Below are 15258 nucleotides of genomic sequence, written 5' to 3'. Positions count from 1 at the left end.
AGGCGGGAAACGACGCTCTTTCCCGGAAAAGTTGGCATATGAGGGAAGATCATCGTATAACAATAAAGTAGACAATATTTCGGGAAATTTCGCCGGATAACATCGGAAGGGAAGTGCGTGCTATGCGTATCGCAGTATTACAAGGGAGCGCAAGAGACGGCGGCAACACGGAAGAGTTGACAAAGCTGGTCTTGGATGGGATTCCATATACCAATTTTCTGCTCCGGGAGATGGAGATCAAGCCGATTCACGATCAACGTCATGAGCAGGGGGGATTTGACCCGGTAGATGATGATTACGACCACTTGATTCTCGAAGTGCTGAGTCATGATGTGCTGATCTTCGCTACGCCGGTGTATTGGTATGGGGCGTCCGGGCTGCTTAAGAATTTCGTGGACCGCTGGTCACAAAGCCTTCGGGATGTACGGTTTGACTTTAAGGAATTGATGTCGCACAAGAAAGCCTACGTCGTTGTAGTGGGTGGCGACAATCCCAGAGTCAAGGCGCTGCCGCTGATCCAACAATTGCAATATACGTTTGATTTTGTCGGCATTCCTTTTGCGGGTTATGTTATTGGCAAAGGAAGCAAGCCGGGAGAAGTGCTTAGCGATGTCCGGGCCATCCGTGAGGCAGAGGCGCTCAATGCCGAGCTGCGGAGAGCAGAACCGGTAGCGGCCCATCGGCCTTAACCTTACTGGAAGGCCTGCTGAATTCAAGATTCGATGTCGATAGCTTAGGGTCGCCGCAGGCTTCCTTAGGCTATTATTACTTTTAAAAGTTGCAGAACCATCTAATATAGCATTTACAATACAGGAGTATACTATAGGGATGAATTTTATTTTGAGAGATAAATCCTTAGGAGGATGAGCGTGTTGAACCCTATTATCAATTTTGCCCATCGCGGGGCATCGGGGTACTACCCGGAGAATACGATGCTTTCTTTTACCAAGGCATTGGAGCTTGGGGCGACCGGGATTGAAACGGATGTACAGGTTACGAAGGACGGACATCTGGTCTTGATACATGATGAGACGCTACAGCGAACGGGAGGAACTCAGGAGTGGATCAAGGACCTCACACTGGCTGAAATTAAGGAGCGTGAGGTGGGAGGCTGGCTCAGTCCGGAGTTTGAGGGAGCAGAAATCCCGACGTTGGAGGAACTGCTGGAGCTTGTGAAGGGGACGGACATCCTTATTAATCTGGAGCTTAAGACCGGGATTGTCATGTACCCTGGCATTGAGCAAAAGGTAATCGATGCCGTGCGTCAATTCGGCTTGAGCGGACAAACCATTATTTCCAGCTTCAATCACTATTCTTTGGTGGAATGCAAGAGACTGGCTCCAGAAATACGCACCGGCATTTTATATATGGAAGGCCTGTATGAACCCTGGGTTTATGCTAAAGGAATCGGCGCAGATGCGCTACACGCCTATCAATATGCCTTGGTACCAGAGTTGGTTGTTGCGGCCCGGGCGGCTGGAGTGGTCTATCACCCGTTTACAGTTAATGACCCCAAGGTAATGCAGGCCTTGTTGCGTGCCGGGGTAGCGGGCATCATCACCGATTATCCTGACCGCCTTGCAGAGCTGCTACAGAAGCAAGGAGGGTGAGCGGATGAAGAGAACATGGCTGCTAGGATTTGGCTTCTTCAGCATCAGCTTGACCTGGGCGCTGTACAATGCGTTTGTTCCGTTATTCCTGGACAATTATTTGAAGAGTGCCGCTATGATCGGGTTTATGATGACCATAGATAATTATTTTGCCATAGTATTGCAGCCATGGATTGGACATCGCAGCGATAAGACCACCACTCGATTTGGACGGCGCATGCCTTATCTGCTCATTGGTATGCCGCTTGGAGCGGTCTTTGCTTCGTTGATACCGTGGCATACGGGCCTGCTCACGCTGGTTCTGTTCATGGTGCTGATGAATTTGTCGATGAGCATCTTTCGGGCGCCTACGGTCGCGCTGATGCCGGATATTACGCCAGAGCAAGAACGAACGAAAGCCAATGGGGTCATCAACTTTATGGGCGGCATTGGCTCGGTGCTGGCCTTTGGCGTCGGATCTAAGTTGTACGGGCTAGGCTCGTACGTGCCGTTTCTGTTCGCGGGGGTAGTGATGCTCGGCTGTCTGATTGTACTCAAGATGAACGTAAGGGAGCCTGTTACACGGGCTGCGAGTCAGGTGGGACAAGCTGTTACTCCGGCTCCTTTAAAGCCCATAAGAATCAAGGAGCAGTTGGACAAGACAACGCTGTTGATCCTGGGAGCTATTTTCTTCTGGTTTGTATCCTATCAAGGGGTAGAGGCGTTGTTTACTCTTTACGGGACCAAACGGTTGGGGATGAGCGATGGGGCAGCTTCCTTTTCTCTGACATTCTTCTCGCTGGCCTTCCTGGTGTTCGCATTGCCTAGCGGATGGCTGGGGGCCAAGTTCGGGAAGAAAGCGATTATCTCCATTGGAGTAACAGGATTATTTCTTACCTTCGGCACGCTGGTGTTTATTGAATCAGTTCTATGGCTGCGTGTGCTCCTGATTATTGGTGGTATATTTTGGGCATGCATTAATATTAATTCTTACCCTTGGATTGTAGCTACAGGGCGGGAAGAGAGTATTGGGACGCGTACGGGAATCTACTATTTCGTCTCATCCTTGGCAGCTATCACCTCTCCGCCACTACTCGGCTGGCTTATTGACGCCTTTGGCTACCCGGCATTGTTCGTCAGTGCTTCCGTGGGCATGCTGCTCGCTCTGCTCTGTCTGCTGGCCGTGGATTCAGAACGTAAGGCGGTAAGCTCGACATAATTCTGTTATATTGCTGGCACAACATGTCATACCTTCGTTGTTAGCTATTTAAAAATAGCCGAGGGTAAGCTACAATAGAAAAAACCTGACATGTTGAGGAGGAAATGGTGTGACAGCAACGATTAAAGTGGGGATTGTAGGGTATGGAAATTTGGGGCGAGGTGTGGAACTCGCGTTGAGACAGAACCCGGATTTCGAATTGAAGGCGATTTTCTCGCGGAGAAACCCTGATCATGTGGCGGCAGCAAGCGGCGTCGTACACATTTCCGATATTGAGAAATTTAAAAATGAGATCGATGTTTTGATCTTATGCGGCGGTTCCGCTACGGATTTGCCAGAGCAGGGACCTGAAATGGCTGCGCTGTTCAACACGGTCGACAGTTTTGACACGCATGCCAAGATTCCCGAATATTTTGAGCGGGTTAATGAAGTGGCGACGAAAGCAGGTACGGTAAGTGTAATCTCGACCGGATGGGACCCCGGCTTGTTCTCGTTGAATCGGTTATTAGCTCAGTCCGTGTTGCCGGAAGGTAAGGAGTATACGTTCTGGGGCAAGGGCGTCAGCCAAGGTCACTCGGATGCGATTCGGCGGGTAAATGGAGTCAAGAACGGGGTGCAATACACCATTCCTGTTGAATCTGCTGTTGAGCGGGTGCGTTCAGGCGAGAATCCCGAGCTGTCAACGAAGGACAAGCATCTGCGCGAATGTTATGTTGTTGCGGAAGAAGGGGCAGATTTGGCCAAGATTGAGCAAGAAATCAAATCGATGCCTAATTATTTCGCTGACTATGATACCACCGTTCACTTCATTAGCGAAGAAGAGCTCAAAGCCAGCCATTCCACCATGCCTCACGGCGGGAACGTGTTGAGAAGCGGACGTACCGGCGAGAACAGCACGCAAATTATCGAGTTCAGCCTGAAGCTGGACAGTAATCCGGAATTTACGGCCAGTGTATTGGTAGCTTATGCTCGTGCGGCCTACAAGCTGTCTCAATCCGGACAATCCGGGGCCAGAACGGTGTTCGACATTCCGTTTGGCTTGTTGTCGCCCAAGTCCCCCGAGCAACTACGCAAAGAACTGCTGTAGAGAAAGATTTTAGCCGGGGAAGTATAGGCTTCCGTAGCAGGTTTCTTGCAGTCAAACAACGAATATACCTTTAACGCTCTTTAACAGGAAATCCTCCTGCTAATTCGCCTTTATTTCACCAAATATCATATTTAGCGGGAAATTCTCATGTTAATTTTGGCGTGTTACCCCAAAATCGACCATTTCACAAATATTAGCATGAGGAAATCCCTATAAATCCCGATCTCTGGCAGATATGAGCGATTTAACGGGAGTTTTTCCCCATAAGTAGGAGAGGGAAGCTTGCGCGTCAAATAGAACCTTAAATAAGATGCTTCAAGATCGTGGTCGGGGAGGGTATCCTCGGCCACGAACTTTTGATCCAGCAGAAGTGTGCTGGAATGAATTTTCCCCGCAACATCACCTTGCATTGTAACTATTGAGCCCGATTTAACCGCAGTATTGTGAGATGTACAAATATCAATTTATTTCCATATATTTAAATTTTAATTATTCTAAATAAGCACTTAAAAGTGAACAAAATCACAATATAAGCTGTTTATTATGACAAATTTGCGAACTATTGAGGCGGAACGTAACATTGTGAACAAATATCAAAATCAAAGAATTTGCCGAAATTCGCCCGAATATGAACGATTAACAGCTTTACTTACCAAGCAAAGCATATAAATGGCGAAAATAAATAGAAATAATTTACATAAATTACATTCTATATGAATTGTTATTCGGTGACCCCTTTCCTAACATATAGGGTAGCTAAATGAACAAAGCCGCCCTATTTTCCGGGGGTTATAAGTTCGTTAATGAAGAAAGGGGTATCGTTATCCTATGAAAAGGAAAGGGTTGCTTTTGGTTCTGTTCTCAGCCCTGCTTGTCCTCCTGACCGGCTGCAACTCCTTGGCTGTGTTGAACCCGAAAGGTCCGGTGGCCAAGACCCAATCTGAGGTCATTATTTTCTCTATGATTACAATGGCGTTTATCTTGCTGGTAGTTTATGTTCTGTACATTTACATGCTGACCAAGTATCGTGCTTCCAAAGCGGCTCCAGACTATGAACCACCGCATGTGGAAGGTAGTAAATGGCTGGAGATTACCTGGATTACGATTCCGGTGATTATCGTAGCTGTACTGTCCGTTGTTACGGTCCGCAGTACCAATGCCGTGGAGAGAGTCCCGGAAGGCTATGAAGATCAAAAGCCACTGGTTATCTATGCTTCCTCTTCCAACTGGAAATGGCATTTCAGTTATCCTGAGGAGGAGATTGAAACCGTTAACTACGTAAATATCCCAACGCATCGTCCGGTAGAATTCCGTCTGTACGCCTTTGGACCGATATCGAGCTTCTGGGTACCTCAGCTTGGCGGACAGAAGTATGCGATGAGTGACATGGTGAACAAGCTTAATCTGGTAGCCGAGTATGAAGGCTCCTATATGGGCAAGAACTCCAACTTCTCCGGTGAAGGTTTTGCGCACATGGAATTTGAAGCGTTAGCTTTGTCACCTGCGGCTTATGATGAATGGGTGCAGGAGGTAAAGGCTACGGCATCTGAGCTGACGGAACAGGAATTCGCCGAATTGCTGGATACTGCTCATGTCGGACGGAAGACGTATACTTCCACGCATCTCACATTCAGCCCGGCACCAGAGGGTGAAGATGGGGGACACAACCATGGCGGCGATCATGATGCAGAGGATACGGATTCATTAGATATGGATATGTCTGAGATGGACCATTCCGAGATGGATATGTCCGAAAATCAGGATCACGGAGCGCATAACTAACAAGGGGAAGGGAGTAGCTAACATGAAATGGGACGAATTCTTCGTCACCGGGGAACCGATGATTTACGGCGCGATGGTAAGTATTGTCTTAGCTTCGCTAGGCATTCTCATCGGGCTGACCTATTTTAAAAAATGGGGCTACCTGTGGCGCGAATGGTTGACAACCGTTGACCATAAGCGTATTGGAGTCATGTATATTATTGCCGCATTATTAATGTTGTTCCGCGGCGGTGTTGACGGCCTGCTCATGCGGGGACAACTGGCCAGACCGGAGAACGGTCTGCTGGATGGACAACACTATAATGAAATCTTTACTACCCACGGGGTGGTCATGATTCTATTCATGGCTATGCCGTTTATTATCGGAATTATGAACGTCGTCATTCCGCTGCAAATCGGAGCGCGTGACGTGGCATTCCCAAGACTGAATGCTGTGAGCTTCTGGCTATTCTTTGCCGGGGCCATGCTGTTTAACATCTCCTTCGTTATCGGGGGTTCCCCGGATGCCGGGTGGACGGCTTATTTCCCGCTGGCTAGTATAGAATTCAGCCCGACGGTAGGGAATAACTACTATGCCATTGCGCTGCAAATCTCCGGGATCGGTACTTTACTGACCGGGGTCAACTTCCTGGTAACGATTCTGAAGATGCGCGCACCAGGCATGACATTGATGAAAATGCCGATGTTCACCTGGTCTGTATTGATTACGAACGTGATTATCCTGTTTGCGTTCCCGGTATTGACCGTGGCGCTTGCATTGATGATGTTCGACCGAATGTTCGGAACACAGTTCTTCACGATGGCCAACGGCGGTATGGATATGCTCTGGGCCAACCTGTTCTGGGTATGGGGCCATCCTGAGGTATACATTGTTATCCTGCCGGCCTTCGGGATTTATAGTGAGATTATATCGACCTTCTCGCGCAAGAATTTGTACGGCTACAGCTCCATGGTTTGGAGTATGATTATCATTTCCCTTCTGTCCTTTGTCGTATGGGCGCATCACTTCTACACAATGGGACACGGAGCCATGGTTAACGGGGTCTTCTCCGTCACCACAATGGCGATTGCGGTGCCAACCGGGGTGAAGATATTCAACTGGTTGTTCACCTTGCATAAGGGACGTATAGAATTCACCACGCCAATGATGTACTCCTTAGCCTTTATTCCGATCTTTACAATCGGTGGTGTTACCGGAGTCATGCTGGCGATGGCCAGTGCGGACTATCAATATCACAATACTATGTTCCTGGTAGCTCACTTTCACTATGTGCTCATTCCAGGTACAGTGTTTGCGGTTATTGCAGGTCTTTACTACTGGTTCCCTAAAATATTCGGGTTCCGGCTTAATGACCGTCAAGGCAAAATTGCCTTCTGGACGATTGCCATTAGCTTTAACGTGACATTCTTGCCGTTGTTCTTCCTCGGCTTGAAGGGGATGACGCGTCGGATGTACACATACTCGGAGAGCACCGGCTTTGGTCCGCTTAACCTGATCGCTTCGATCGGCTCGGTTGGACTCGCCATAGGGTTTATTCTCCTGGTCTACAATATTTATTGGAGCTTCCGTTATGCGGAAAGAGACACGACAGGCGACCCGTGGAACGCACGGACTCTGGAGTGGAGTACGCATAGCCCGGTACCGGAGTACAACTTCGCCGTTGTGCCTGAGGTGGATAGTCTTGATCCATTCTGGCAAGCGAAGAAGAGTGGCAAGTCATTGTACAGTGATGATAAGTTTGAAGAGATTCATATGCCGAATAATAGCGGTCAACCGGTTATTCTTGGGGGTATCTTCTTCTTCTTTGGATTCTTCATGGTATTCAGTTGGTGGGCACCGGCTATTGTCACGGGCATCGGCATTATTATCATGCTTGCGGTGCGTTCCTTCGAACGCGATCATGGTAGACACATCCCGGTGAACGAGATTATCAAGACAGAGAAGGCCTTGGCTAATCGGGCCGGATTGGCAGAATTGCGGGGTGAACATGTATGAAGATAGATCATAGTTTGCCGCTTGAATATCAGACGGAAGAGAACAGTAACCGCGTTCTTGGATTCTGGCTTTTCCTGGGTGCAGAAATCGTATTGTTCTCCACTTTGTTTGCGGTCTACTTTACGCTGTGGAACCGCACAGGAAGCGGTCCGGATGGACGAGAGATCTTCGAGCTTGCTCCGGTGCTAGCCGAGACTTTCCTGCTGCTGACCAGTAGCTTTACCTGTGGATTGGCAGTGCACAGTATGCGCCTGGGATTGAAGAAGCCCTTTATGGTCTTCTTCCTGATCACGCTGGTATTAGGCCTTGCCTTCCTTGGGGTAGAAATCTTTGAATTTGTAACCTATGTTGGCGAAGGTGCCACGATGCAGACAAGCGCATTTCTGTCCAGCTTGTTCGTCCTGCTCGGTACCCACGGTGCTCACGTAGCGTTAGGTCTGCTATGGGGCGGGGGATTAGCTATTCAGATCGCTCGCGAAGGCTTCAACCACGGTACAGCGAACAAAGCGTTTATTTTCTCACTGTACTGGCACTTCCTTGACGTTGTCTGGATCTTCATCTTCAGCTTTGTCTATTTGAAAGGACTGATGTGATATGAAACAACTATTCCCTATTAAGCATGTGATGGGATATGTATTCTCGCTCATCCTTTCCGTTGTGGCGCTGGCGGTAGTCTTCTGGGATCTGTCCTTTGTTATGGGGATGACCATCCTGCTCGCGTGTGCGGCCATTCAGATGTCGGTTCAATTGTTCATGTTCATGCATATTGGCGAGAACGGCACGAAGGGCGCACTGTATACCAATATCGCTTATGCCCTGTTCGTAGGACTGGTGACCGTATTCGGTACCTTGTTCACGATGATATGGGGATATCGGTAATCTTAAATATGCTTCTAAGGCCCGTCTTTCTTTAAAGGAGAGGCGGGCTTTTTCTTGCCCCTTTACATACCCCGTGGGGGTATATTATAATAAACATATTGATGAACAGATAGCCGTTTTTAGAAAGGAGAGAGCCTATGGCGGCAAAGATAGAGCAACAGCACCAGGAGACGCAGGAGCAACTGCTCGCGGAGGAATCTCCACAACATTGCGGGCATGATCAAGGACACTGCTCGTCCTCACAGGACGGAACTCAGGCTGAGGTCGGCAAGGATGGCAAGTTGGTAAGGCGTAGCCACCATTCTGAAGCGATGAAGAGCAACCTGACCAGCCGGTTGAACCGTATAGAAGGACAGATTCGCGGAATCAAAGGTTTGATTGAGAGAGATACTTACTGTGACGACGTGCTGAATCAGGTAGCTGCTGTACAATCTGCGCTGAATAGCGTGGGCAAGCTGCTGCTGGAGGGGCATATGAAGAGTTGTGTTGTAGAACGTATTCAAGCGGGGGAGACAGAGGTGCTTGATGAGCTTCTGGTCACGGTTAATAAATTAATGAAGTGAATTGAAAATAATCAAATCATAATACTCGGGAGGTTAATTAAATGCAAAATATTACTTTAAACGTGGAAGGTATGTCCTGCAATCATTGCGTGAAGTCTGTAGAAGGAGCTATTTCTGGTCTCGGGGCTACCGGCAAGGTGGATCTGGCCGCCAAGAAAGTAGACATTGCCTTCGACGAAGCTAAAGTTACAGTGGATCAAATTAAAGAAGCGATTGAGGATCAAGGCTACGACGTGGTCTGAGCTATCTCTTAGTGTGGTGAACAAGCTGCTTCAGAGCTGGCAAGCCGACCTGAAGTTGGAATGGCGAGTGTAATTCCGTACCGGGCGTTGGCCCCAATTGTTCACCGCGCTCTTTATAACTGTTGCTTCAAATGCCTGACCCGCTGCTCGGGACATGAGATGTGGGGGGTAGGTGTGCGGAACTGATGTTGCTTGTATTGAAGTGACATCCTATTTTCGTTGTCTCAACTATACCCCTAGGGGGTATTAGGGTGGGTGCAATGATATTGGAGGAATCATCATGGAAAAAGCGTTAGCTAAAGAAGCCGATCCCAATGGGCAAACGATGCTGCAAATTACCGGGATGACCTGTGCTGCTTGTGCGACCCGGATCGAGAAGGGGCTTAATCGCCTTCCGGGCGTAGAGCAGGCGAATGTGAACCTGGCGCTAGAGACGGCCCAGGTTCGTTTTGAACCGGCCGAGGTGTCGCTGGAGCAGATCGTAGCCAAGGTCAGCCAATTGGGTTACGGAGCTGTCGTGAAGCCCTCGGAGCAGGAAGCCGAGGACATCCGGTCGCGAGAAATTCATAAACAGCGGAATAAATTAATTGTATCTGCATTATTGTCCTTCCCGCTGCTATGGGCGATGGCCGGACATTTCTCCTTCACCTCTTGGATTTGGACACCGGACTTGTTCATGAACCCCTGGTTCCAGTTGGTGCTGGCAACGCCAGTCCAGTTCGTTATCGGCTGGGGGTTCTATGTCGGGGCATACAAGGCGCTTCGCAGTCGTAGTGCGAACATGGATGTGCTGGTAGCACTCGGAACATCGGCGGCTTATTTTTACAGTCTTTATCTGAGCTTGAAGGCTTTGCCGATGTCCCATGGGCATGCTACCGAGTTGTATTATGAGACGAGCTCCATTCTGATTACATTAATTCTGATGGGCAAATGGTTTGAGGCGCTGGCGAAGGGCCGTTCTTCTCAGGCGATCAAGACGCTGATGGGTTTGCAGGCCAAGACGGCGTTGGTCATCAGGGACGGCGAAGAAGTGATGGTGCCGATTGAAACGGTGGTACCTGGTGATATTCTGATCGTGAAGCCGGGTGAGAAAATTCCGGTGGACGGCTTTGTTATTGGCGGGGCTTCGGCAGTGGACGAATCCATGTTGACCGGGGAGAGCATTCCCGCGGAGAAAAAAGAAGGCGACCCCGTCATCGGGGCCACGGTGAACAAACACGGCGTACTGCGAATTGAGGCTACCAAGGTGGGTAGCGAAACGGCCCTGGCCCAAATCATTCGCGTCGTAGAGGAGGCTCAAGGCTCGAAGGCTCCGATTCAGCGGGTAGCGGATGTGATCTCAGGCATCTTCGTGCCGATCGTGGTCGGGATCGCACTGGTGACGTTCCTGGCCTGGTTCTTCCTTGTAGAACCAGGCAGCTTTGCCGGGGCGCTGGAGAAAGCGATCGCGGTGCTGGTTATTGCTTGTCCGTGTGCGCTCGGCCTGGCAACGCCAACGTCGATTATGGCCGGTTCCGGGCGCGCTGCGGAATACGGCATCTTGTTCAAGGGCGGCGAGCATTTGGAAGCCGCCCAGGGCATTCAGGCGATCGTGCTGGATAAGACCGGCACGATCACCCGGGGGCAGCCGGAGCTGCGCGATGTCGTCCCTGCCGCCATGGCATTGCGGCGGTCGTAGAGGACCGCCGGGTGCTCGCCGGCACGCGCCGCCTGATGGCGCGTGATGGCGTAGACGTCACCGCTGCGCTGACGGAGATGACGGCGCTGGAAGCCGCCGGCAATACCGTGCTGCTGGTAGCGGTGGATGGTGTCTACGCCGGTATGGTCGCCGTGCGGGACAACGTGAAGGACACTTCTCAGGCCGCGGTGGCGCGGCTGAAGGAACTGGGACTTCACGTGGTCATGATCACCGGCGACAACGAGCGTACGGCCAGAGCCATCGCCGCCGAGGTCGGGATCGACGAGGTTCTGGCCGAGGTGCTGCCGGAAGGCAAGGCAGCCGAGGTGAAGAAGCTGCAAAGCCGCGGCATGAAGGTGGCGATGGTGGGGGACGGCATCAACGATGCTCCGGCGCTGGCTGTAGCGGATGTTGGCATCGCCATCGGGACGGGAACGGACGTCGCTATGGAGGCCGCCGATGTTACGCTAATGCGCGGTGATCTGCAAGGTGTACCCGATGCCATCGCCATGAGCAAGAAGACGATGGGCAACATCAAGCAGAACCTGTTCTGGGCGCTGGCTTATAACACGATTGGCATTCCGGTGGCGGCGGCTGGTTTTCTGGCCCCATGGCTGGCCGGTGCGGCAATGGCCTTGAGCTCCGTGTCCGTCGTCCTGAATGCGCTCCGGTTGCAGCGGGTGAAGCTGTAACCGGGCTAGGGCGATACTAGCTTGCTAATCAATATGGTTCCTATTCAGCATGTAATAGCCGTGACGTCACGGCTGTTACTGTTACCGCAGTACGGTCACTGCTGGCAGTAACGTCACTGCCATTACGTCACGGCTGTCACGTGACTACCGTGACTGAGACTGCCTGGCCTGGTACAGTGTTCCACAGCGCCGTGCCACTATAGATATTGTTGCGTTATTCTGCTCCATACCAGGGGTGGCCTGATATATAGGCCACCCTATTTCTATGCATAGCCACAACGTACAGCAACAGATCTACCGCATCAACTTAACAGGAAATCCTCCTGTTAATTCGCCGATAACTGGCCTGCGGCGAACTTTATATGGAATTTCTCCTTATAAAATCAGCATTTTACCCCTGTTTGCTGTATTGCGGAAGAATTAGCTGGAGGAATTCCTTATAATAGTGCCCAAAGTGGGGGATTTGTGCATTTTAGCTGGAGGATTTCCCTCTAATATAGTCGAACTGGCTAACTCAGCAAACCTAGCTACCACAACCACAACCACAACCACAACCACAACCACAACCACAACTAACCCAACTAACGCCCACTAATCTATCCTACCAATCTTGCATGCTGACCTACCTCACCTATCTTAAGTAGCCTCACTTGTCGCAAAATTGGTATGGCTTACTACGACGTATTGGAGGAACATCGGCGAGGGTATGTGGGCGGCAACCTACCTAAAACCAACAAGCCTTACAGGTAAACGGAAACTCTATCCGTTTAATCCGTAAGGCTTGTGAAGTTGAGGCTATTTAGGTTGAAATCCTGCCCAGCGCACTGCCGATAACTCGTATCGACAGTGTGCTACTGCTAGGCATTAAGGGCTAAATAGGATTAGGTCAGATTAAGAGTTCGCTTAATCTAAGCACATCTGCCAGTTCAATCGTGACTTCTGTGAGTGTGAATAGGCTCGCCGACGGCGCTTTGCTCTTCTAGTGCGTTGAGGACAAGCTTCGTCAGCTTCACCACTTCCTGCAAAGAGTGAGCATCGGCCTCTTTGACCCTGTTTGCACAGCACAGGGTAGCAACGCCGTTCTTCACACGAAGCCGTAATTGTACCTCGGGATGCAGTTCCAGCCATTCGCTTAACCCCTCGTGTTTTAGCGTTGAGCGAAGGAGAGAGGGATGCGATGCCTTGGCTACGTAGTTTTTGCTCATCGCGGAATTAGGCATCGCTGTTTCTCTGAGATGCTTGGTGAACAGCAGTAACATCGGATTTTTGGCAGGGGCAACCGCGAATTCCAGCTTACGGCGTGGGCGGTAGCTATATTTAATAGTAATGCCAAACGTATTGCCCGTTTCATTGGTCGGGTCAGTCACAGTGAGCTCGCCTGTGCCGTAGTGCTGTCCGAGCTTAATGCGTACATGATGTCCCTTGTATTTCCAGCCATGTAGTTTGGCGGGGACGAAGGTGCCGTCATTATAACTTTTCTCATATTCCTTGAGAAGTGCTGTTGATTTTAATTGCCACCATGATTTGTTCAACTGGTTAGTTCTGGTCATGTTGTTCCTCCTCCTTGTCAGTTCGTTTGGGTGAAGGGAGTCGGCCTTCCCTGCGTAACGCTTCCCGCAGTAGATACTCCATATGACCATTCACACTTCGGAATTCGTCCGCTGCCCAGCGTTCCAAAGCCTGATAAAGCATCGGGTCAAGCCGAAGAGGGAAGCTCTTTTTGCTGGCCACTGGTTATTGACAACCTTCCTTAGTATAAGCTGCTTGTGTTGATGACCGGCTGGGCGGAACGGTCGGACACAACGGCGACGAGCAGGTTATTAATCATCGCGGCCTTACGTTCGTCATCTAGCTCAACCACTTGACCGGCTTGCAGTCGTTCAACAGCCATCTGTACCATGGTTACCGCTCCGTCCACAATCTTCTCGCGGGCGGCGATGATGGCTTCAGCTTGTTGCCGTTGCAGCATGGCGCTGGCAATCTCGGTGGAGTATGCCAAATGAGTCAAGCGCGATTCAATGACCTTGACACCGGCAATAGCAAGTCGCTTCTGTAGCTCACTGGTTAACTCCAGAGCAATCTCCTCGGTATTTCCGCGAAGTGAGAAGCTGATATCATCCGGTTGATCGTAAGGATATTTGCTGGCAACATGCCGCAAGGCTGTTTCGCTCTGAATTTCTACAAACGTTTCGTACTCATCGACTTCAAACAATGCTTTGGCCGAATCAACAACCGAGAATACCACGACGGTGGAGATTTCAATCGGATTCCCGTTCACATCATTAACCTTGAGCTTGGCACTATTAAAATTGCGAACACGCAGTGAAACTTTTTTGCGGTTGGAGAAGGGAATAGCCAGATAAAATCCGCTCTTGCGAATCACGCCCAGATAACGACCGAAGAAGGTCACGACCGCCGACTGGTTTGGCTGGACGATGGATAGTCCCGTAAGCAGCACGAATGCGATAAGACAAGCCACAATACCACCAATAAGCGGAAGGATGGCCATTAAAGTGAAGAGATAAATCCCGACTCCCAAAAAGCCGAAAATAAAAAGCAAGGCAACAAAGCCGTTCAGATAGGACACTTCTTTTTCTTTAAACATAAAGAGCACTCCTCTGCATATATTGTTTTGATATTTTTATGATATCACTTTTGCAATTATTTGTAAAACTATTCTTCTCCATTTTCTACTGTAAAAAAATGACTGGCAGCACCAAAGATGACATAGCCTCAAGGTAAGATAGGCGACAAAAAAGATTAGCCCAAGCTCTAAACTGTGCCTTCAGGCAGATGGATGTAATAAACAAACCGTCTGCTTGAGGGCAAGTTCGCTTGGGCTAACCTCGCCAGCAATTCTTTTTTGTATCATGTATTCATTAACTTATCCAATTCATCTCCGTATCGGATAATTTCCAAAGTCCGTCCACAAACTCCAACGATACCTTAACCCCAATAGCCCCTGTACCGGAGCGATATTTAGCGCCTTCAATCAGAGCGCTGGCTTCACCGATGTCTACCTTGTCCACACGCAGGAACACACCACTTAGCAGCAAAGGATCATCCTCGTTGTTCTCTTCCTGCTGCAATTGTTCCAGTGTCCGATCGCGAATAACGGTGTTAAAGCTCTGTAAATATTCCATGATGTAGCTTTTATCCTCGGTGGTAAGCTGCGTCATTTCACTCAGGTCCACGGCAATGTATTTCATGTCGCTGTTCAGGCCTTCATCCAGCTTCATCATCGCTTCAAAAGCAACGGCATACAGTTGTCCAGCCGTGCCATCCATTTCGGCGCCTGGTCCCTTTGTGGACTCATCGTCTACCACGGGCTGCAGGTCGGTATCTCCTGTTGTCCCTTTGCCATTATTGGTAGGCTCTTTCTCTATGTCCGTGTTGCCGCTGGCTGGAGGTACTGGCGGACTATTATTGTCGCTGTCGCTTGACGAGCAGGCCACGGACAATGTCAGAGCAGCTATGATGGTCAGATAGGCGGTGCCTTTAAGCATGCGCATGGCGATTCCCCTTTCCTTA

14 protein-coding genes and 1 pseudogene are annotated in these 15258 nt (G+C 49.9%); 11 read left to right on the top strand and 4 right to left on the bottom strand.

What is annotated here, in order from left to right; translation table 11 throughout:
* The first annotated feature begins 122 nt into the window (after positions 1-122).
* From BN3279_RS06955 to BN3279_RS06905, 11 genes and pseudogenes are all read left to right on the top strand, one after another.
* Complete coding sequence (locus tag BN3279_RS06955; protein WP_059049917.1) at positions 123-689, top strand: flavodoxin family protein; 567 nt, start codon at positions 123-125, stop codon at positions 687-689.
* Between the two features lie 183 nt (positions 690-872).
* Positions 873-1610: a glycerophosphodiester phosphodiesterase gene (locus tag BN3279_RS06950; RefSeq protein ID WP_059050473.1), complete on the top strand. Its 738-nt coding sequence runs from the start codon at positions 873-875 to the stop codon at positions 1608-1610.
* A 4-nt stretch (positions 1611-1614) separates the two neighbouring features.
* Positions 1615-2808: an SLC45 family MFS transporter gene (locus BN3279_RS06945; RefSeq protein WP_059049916.1), complete on the top strand. Its 1194-nt coding sequence runs from the start codon at positions 1615-1617 to the stop codon at positions 2806-2808.
* A 109-nt stretch (positions 2809-2917) separates the two neighbouring features.
* Positions 2918-3895: a diaminopimelate dehydrogenase gene (locus BN3279_RS06940; protein ID WP_059049915.1), complete on the top strand. Its 978-nt coding sequence runs from the start codon at positions 2918-2920 to the stop codon at positions 3893-3895.
* A gap of 828 nt (positions 3896-4723) precedes the next feature.
* Positions 4724-5677, top strand: a complete 954-nt coding sequence (gene qoxA / locus BN3279_RS06935) for a cytochrome aa3 quinol oxidase subunit II (protein ID WP_059049914.1) — start codon at positions 4724-4726, stop codon at positions 5675-5677.
* 22 nt (positions 5678-5699) lie between these two features.
* Entirely contained in the window at positions 5700-7673 is a 1974-nt protein-coding gene (gene qoxB / locus BN3279_RS06930) for a cytochrome aa3 quinol oxidase subunit I (RefSeq protein ID WP_059049913.1), read from the top strand.
* A complete protein-coding gene (gene qoxC / locus BN3279_RS06925; protein ID WP_059049912.1) occupies positions 7670-8266 on the top strand; it encodes a cytochrome aa3 quinol oxidase subunit III in 597 nt (198 codons plus the stop codon). The genes qoxB and qoxC overlap by 4 nt, the downstream gene beginning before the upstream one ends.
* 1 nt (position 8267) lies before the next feature.
* Positions 8268-8552, top strand: coding sequence for a cytochrome aa3 quinol oxidase subunit IV (gene qoxD / locus BN3279_RS06920; RefSeq protein WP_059049911.1), 285 nt, complete (start codon positions 8268-8270; stop codon positions 8550-8552).
* Between the two features lie 137 nt (positions 8553-8689).
* Entirely contained in the window at positions 8690-9115 is a 426-nt protein-coding gene (locus BN3279_RS24195; protein WP_059049910.1) for a metal-sensitive transcriptional regulator, read from the top strand.
* A gap of 41 nt (positions 9116-9156) precedes the next feature.
* The gene (copZ, locus tag BN3279_RS06910; RefSeq protein WP_059049909.1) at positions 9157-9357 is read left to right on the top strand and encodes a copper chaperone CopZ; all 201 of its coding nucleotides are present in this window, start codon (positions 9157-9159) and stop codon (positions 9355-9357) included.
* Positions 9358-9637: 280 nt separating this feature from the next.
* Positions 9638-11727: pseudogene (locus BN3279_RS06905) on the top strand (heavy metal translocating P-type ATPase).
* A 926-nt stretch (positions 11728-12653) separates the two neighbouring features.
* Here BN3279_RS06905 and BN3279_RS06900 read toward each other — a convergent pair.
* The 4 genes from BN3279_RS06900 to BN3279_RS06885 all read right to left on the bottom strand — a co-directional run bounded on the left by BN3279_RS06900 (position 12654) and on the right by BN3279_RS06885 (position 15239).
* Complete coding sequence (locus BN3279_RS06900; protein WP_059049908.1) at positions 12654-13277, bottom strand: hypothetical protein; 624 nt, start codon at positions 13275-13277, stop codon at positions 12654-12656.
* Entirely contained in the window at positions 13264-13458 is a 195-nt protein-coding gene (locus BN3279_RS06895; protein WP_059049907.1) for a type II toxin-antitoxin system antitoxin, read from the bottom strand. The genes BN3279_RS06900 and BN3279_RS06895 overlap by 14 nt, the downstream gene beginning before the upstream one ends.
* Positions 13459-13477: 19 nt before the next feature.
* Positions 13478-14332 (bottom strand): SPFH domain-containing protein, encoded by an 855-nt coding sequence (locus tag BN3279_RS06890; RefSeq protein ID WP_059049906.1) that lies wholly within the window; start codon positions 14330-14332, stop codon positions 13478-13480.
* Positions 14333-14606: 274 nt separating this feature from the next.
* Positions 14607-15239 (bottom strand): hypothetical protein, encoded by a 633-nt coding sequence (locus BN3279_RS06885; protein WP_059049905.1) that lies wholly within the window; start codon positions 15237-15239, stop codon positions 14607-14609.
* Positions 15240-15258 lie beyond the last annotated feature (19 nt).

The organism is Paenibacillus senegalimassiliensis, assembly GCF_001486585.1.
In the GTDB taxonomy this organism is placed as follows: Bacteria; Bacillota; Bacilli; order Paenibacillales; family Paenibacillaceae; genus Fontibacillus; species Fontibacillus senegalimassiliensis.
Note: the sequence above shows the minus strand (reverse complement) of the source record. Positions and strands in the feature narration are given on the sequence as shown.

Coding starts and splice junctions, on each gene's coding strand:
- copZ (WP_059049909.1), top strand. CDS start 9,157: ATGCAAAATATTACTTTAAACGTGGAAGGTATGTCCTGCAATCATTGC.
- BN3279_RS06945 (WP_059049916.1), top strand. CDS start 1,615: ATGAAGAGAACATGGCTGCTAGGATTTGGCTTCTTCAGCATCAGCTTG.
- BN3279_RS24195 (WP_059049910.1), top strand. CDS start 8,690: ATGGCGGCAAAGATAGAGCAACAGCACCAGGAGACGCAGGAGCAACTG.
- qoxB (WP_059049913.1), top strand. CDS start 5,700: ATGAAATGGGACGAATTCTTCGTCACCGGGGAACCGATGATTTACGGC.
- BN3279_RS06955 (WP_059049917.1), top strand. CDS start 123: ATGCGTATCGCAGTATTACAAGGGAGCGCAAGAGACGGCGGCAACACG.
- BN3279_RS06900 (WP_059049908.1), bottom strand. CDS start 13,277: ATGACCAGAACTAACCAGTTGAACAAATCATGGTGGCAATTAAAATCA.
- BN3279_RS06890 (WP_059049906.1), bottom strand. CDS start 14,332: ATGTTTAAAGAAAAAGAAGTGTCCTATCTGAACGGCTTTGTTGCCTTG.
- qoxC (WP_059049912.1), top strand. CDS start 7,670: ATGAAGATAGATCATAGTTTGCCGCTTGAATATCAGACGGAAGAGAAC.
- qoxD (WP_059049911.1), top strand. CDS start 8,268: ATGAAACAACTATTCCCTATTAAGCATGTGATGGGATATGTATTCTCG.
- qoxA (WP_059049914.1), top strand. CDS start 4,724: ATGAAAAGGAAAGGGTTGCTTTTGGTTCTGTTCTCAGCCCTGCTTGTC.
- BN3279_RS06885 (WP_059049905.1), bottom strand. CDS start 15,239: ATGCGCATGCTTAAAGGCACCGCCTATCTGACCATCATAGCTGCTCTG.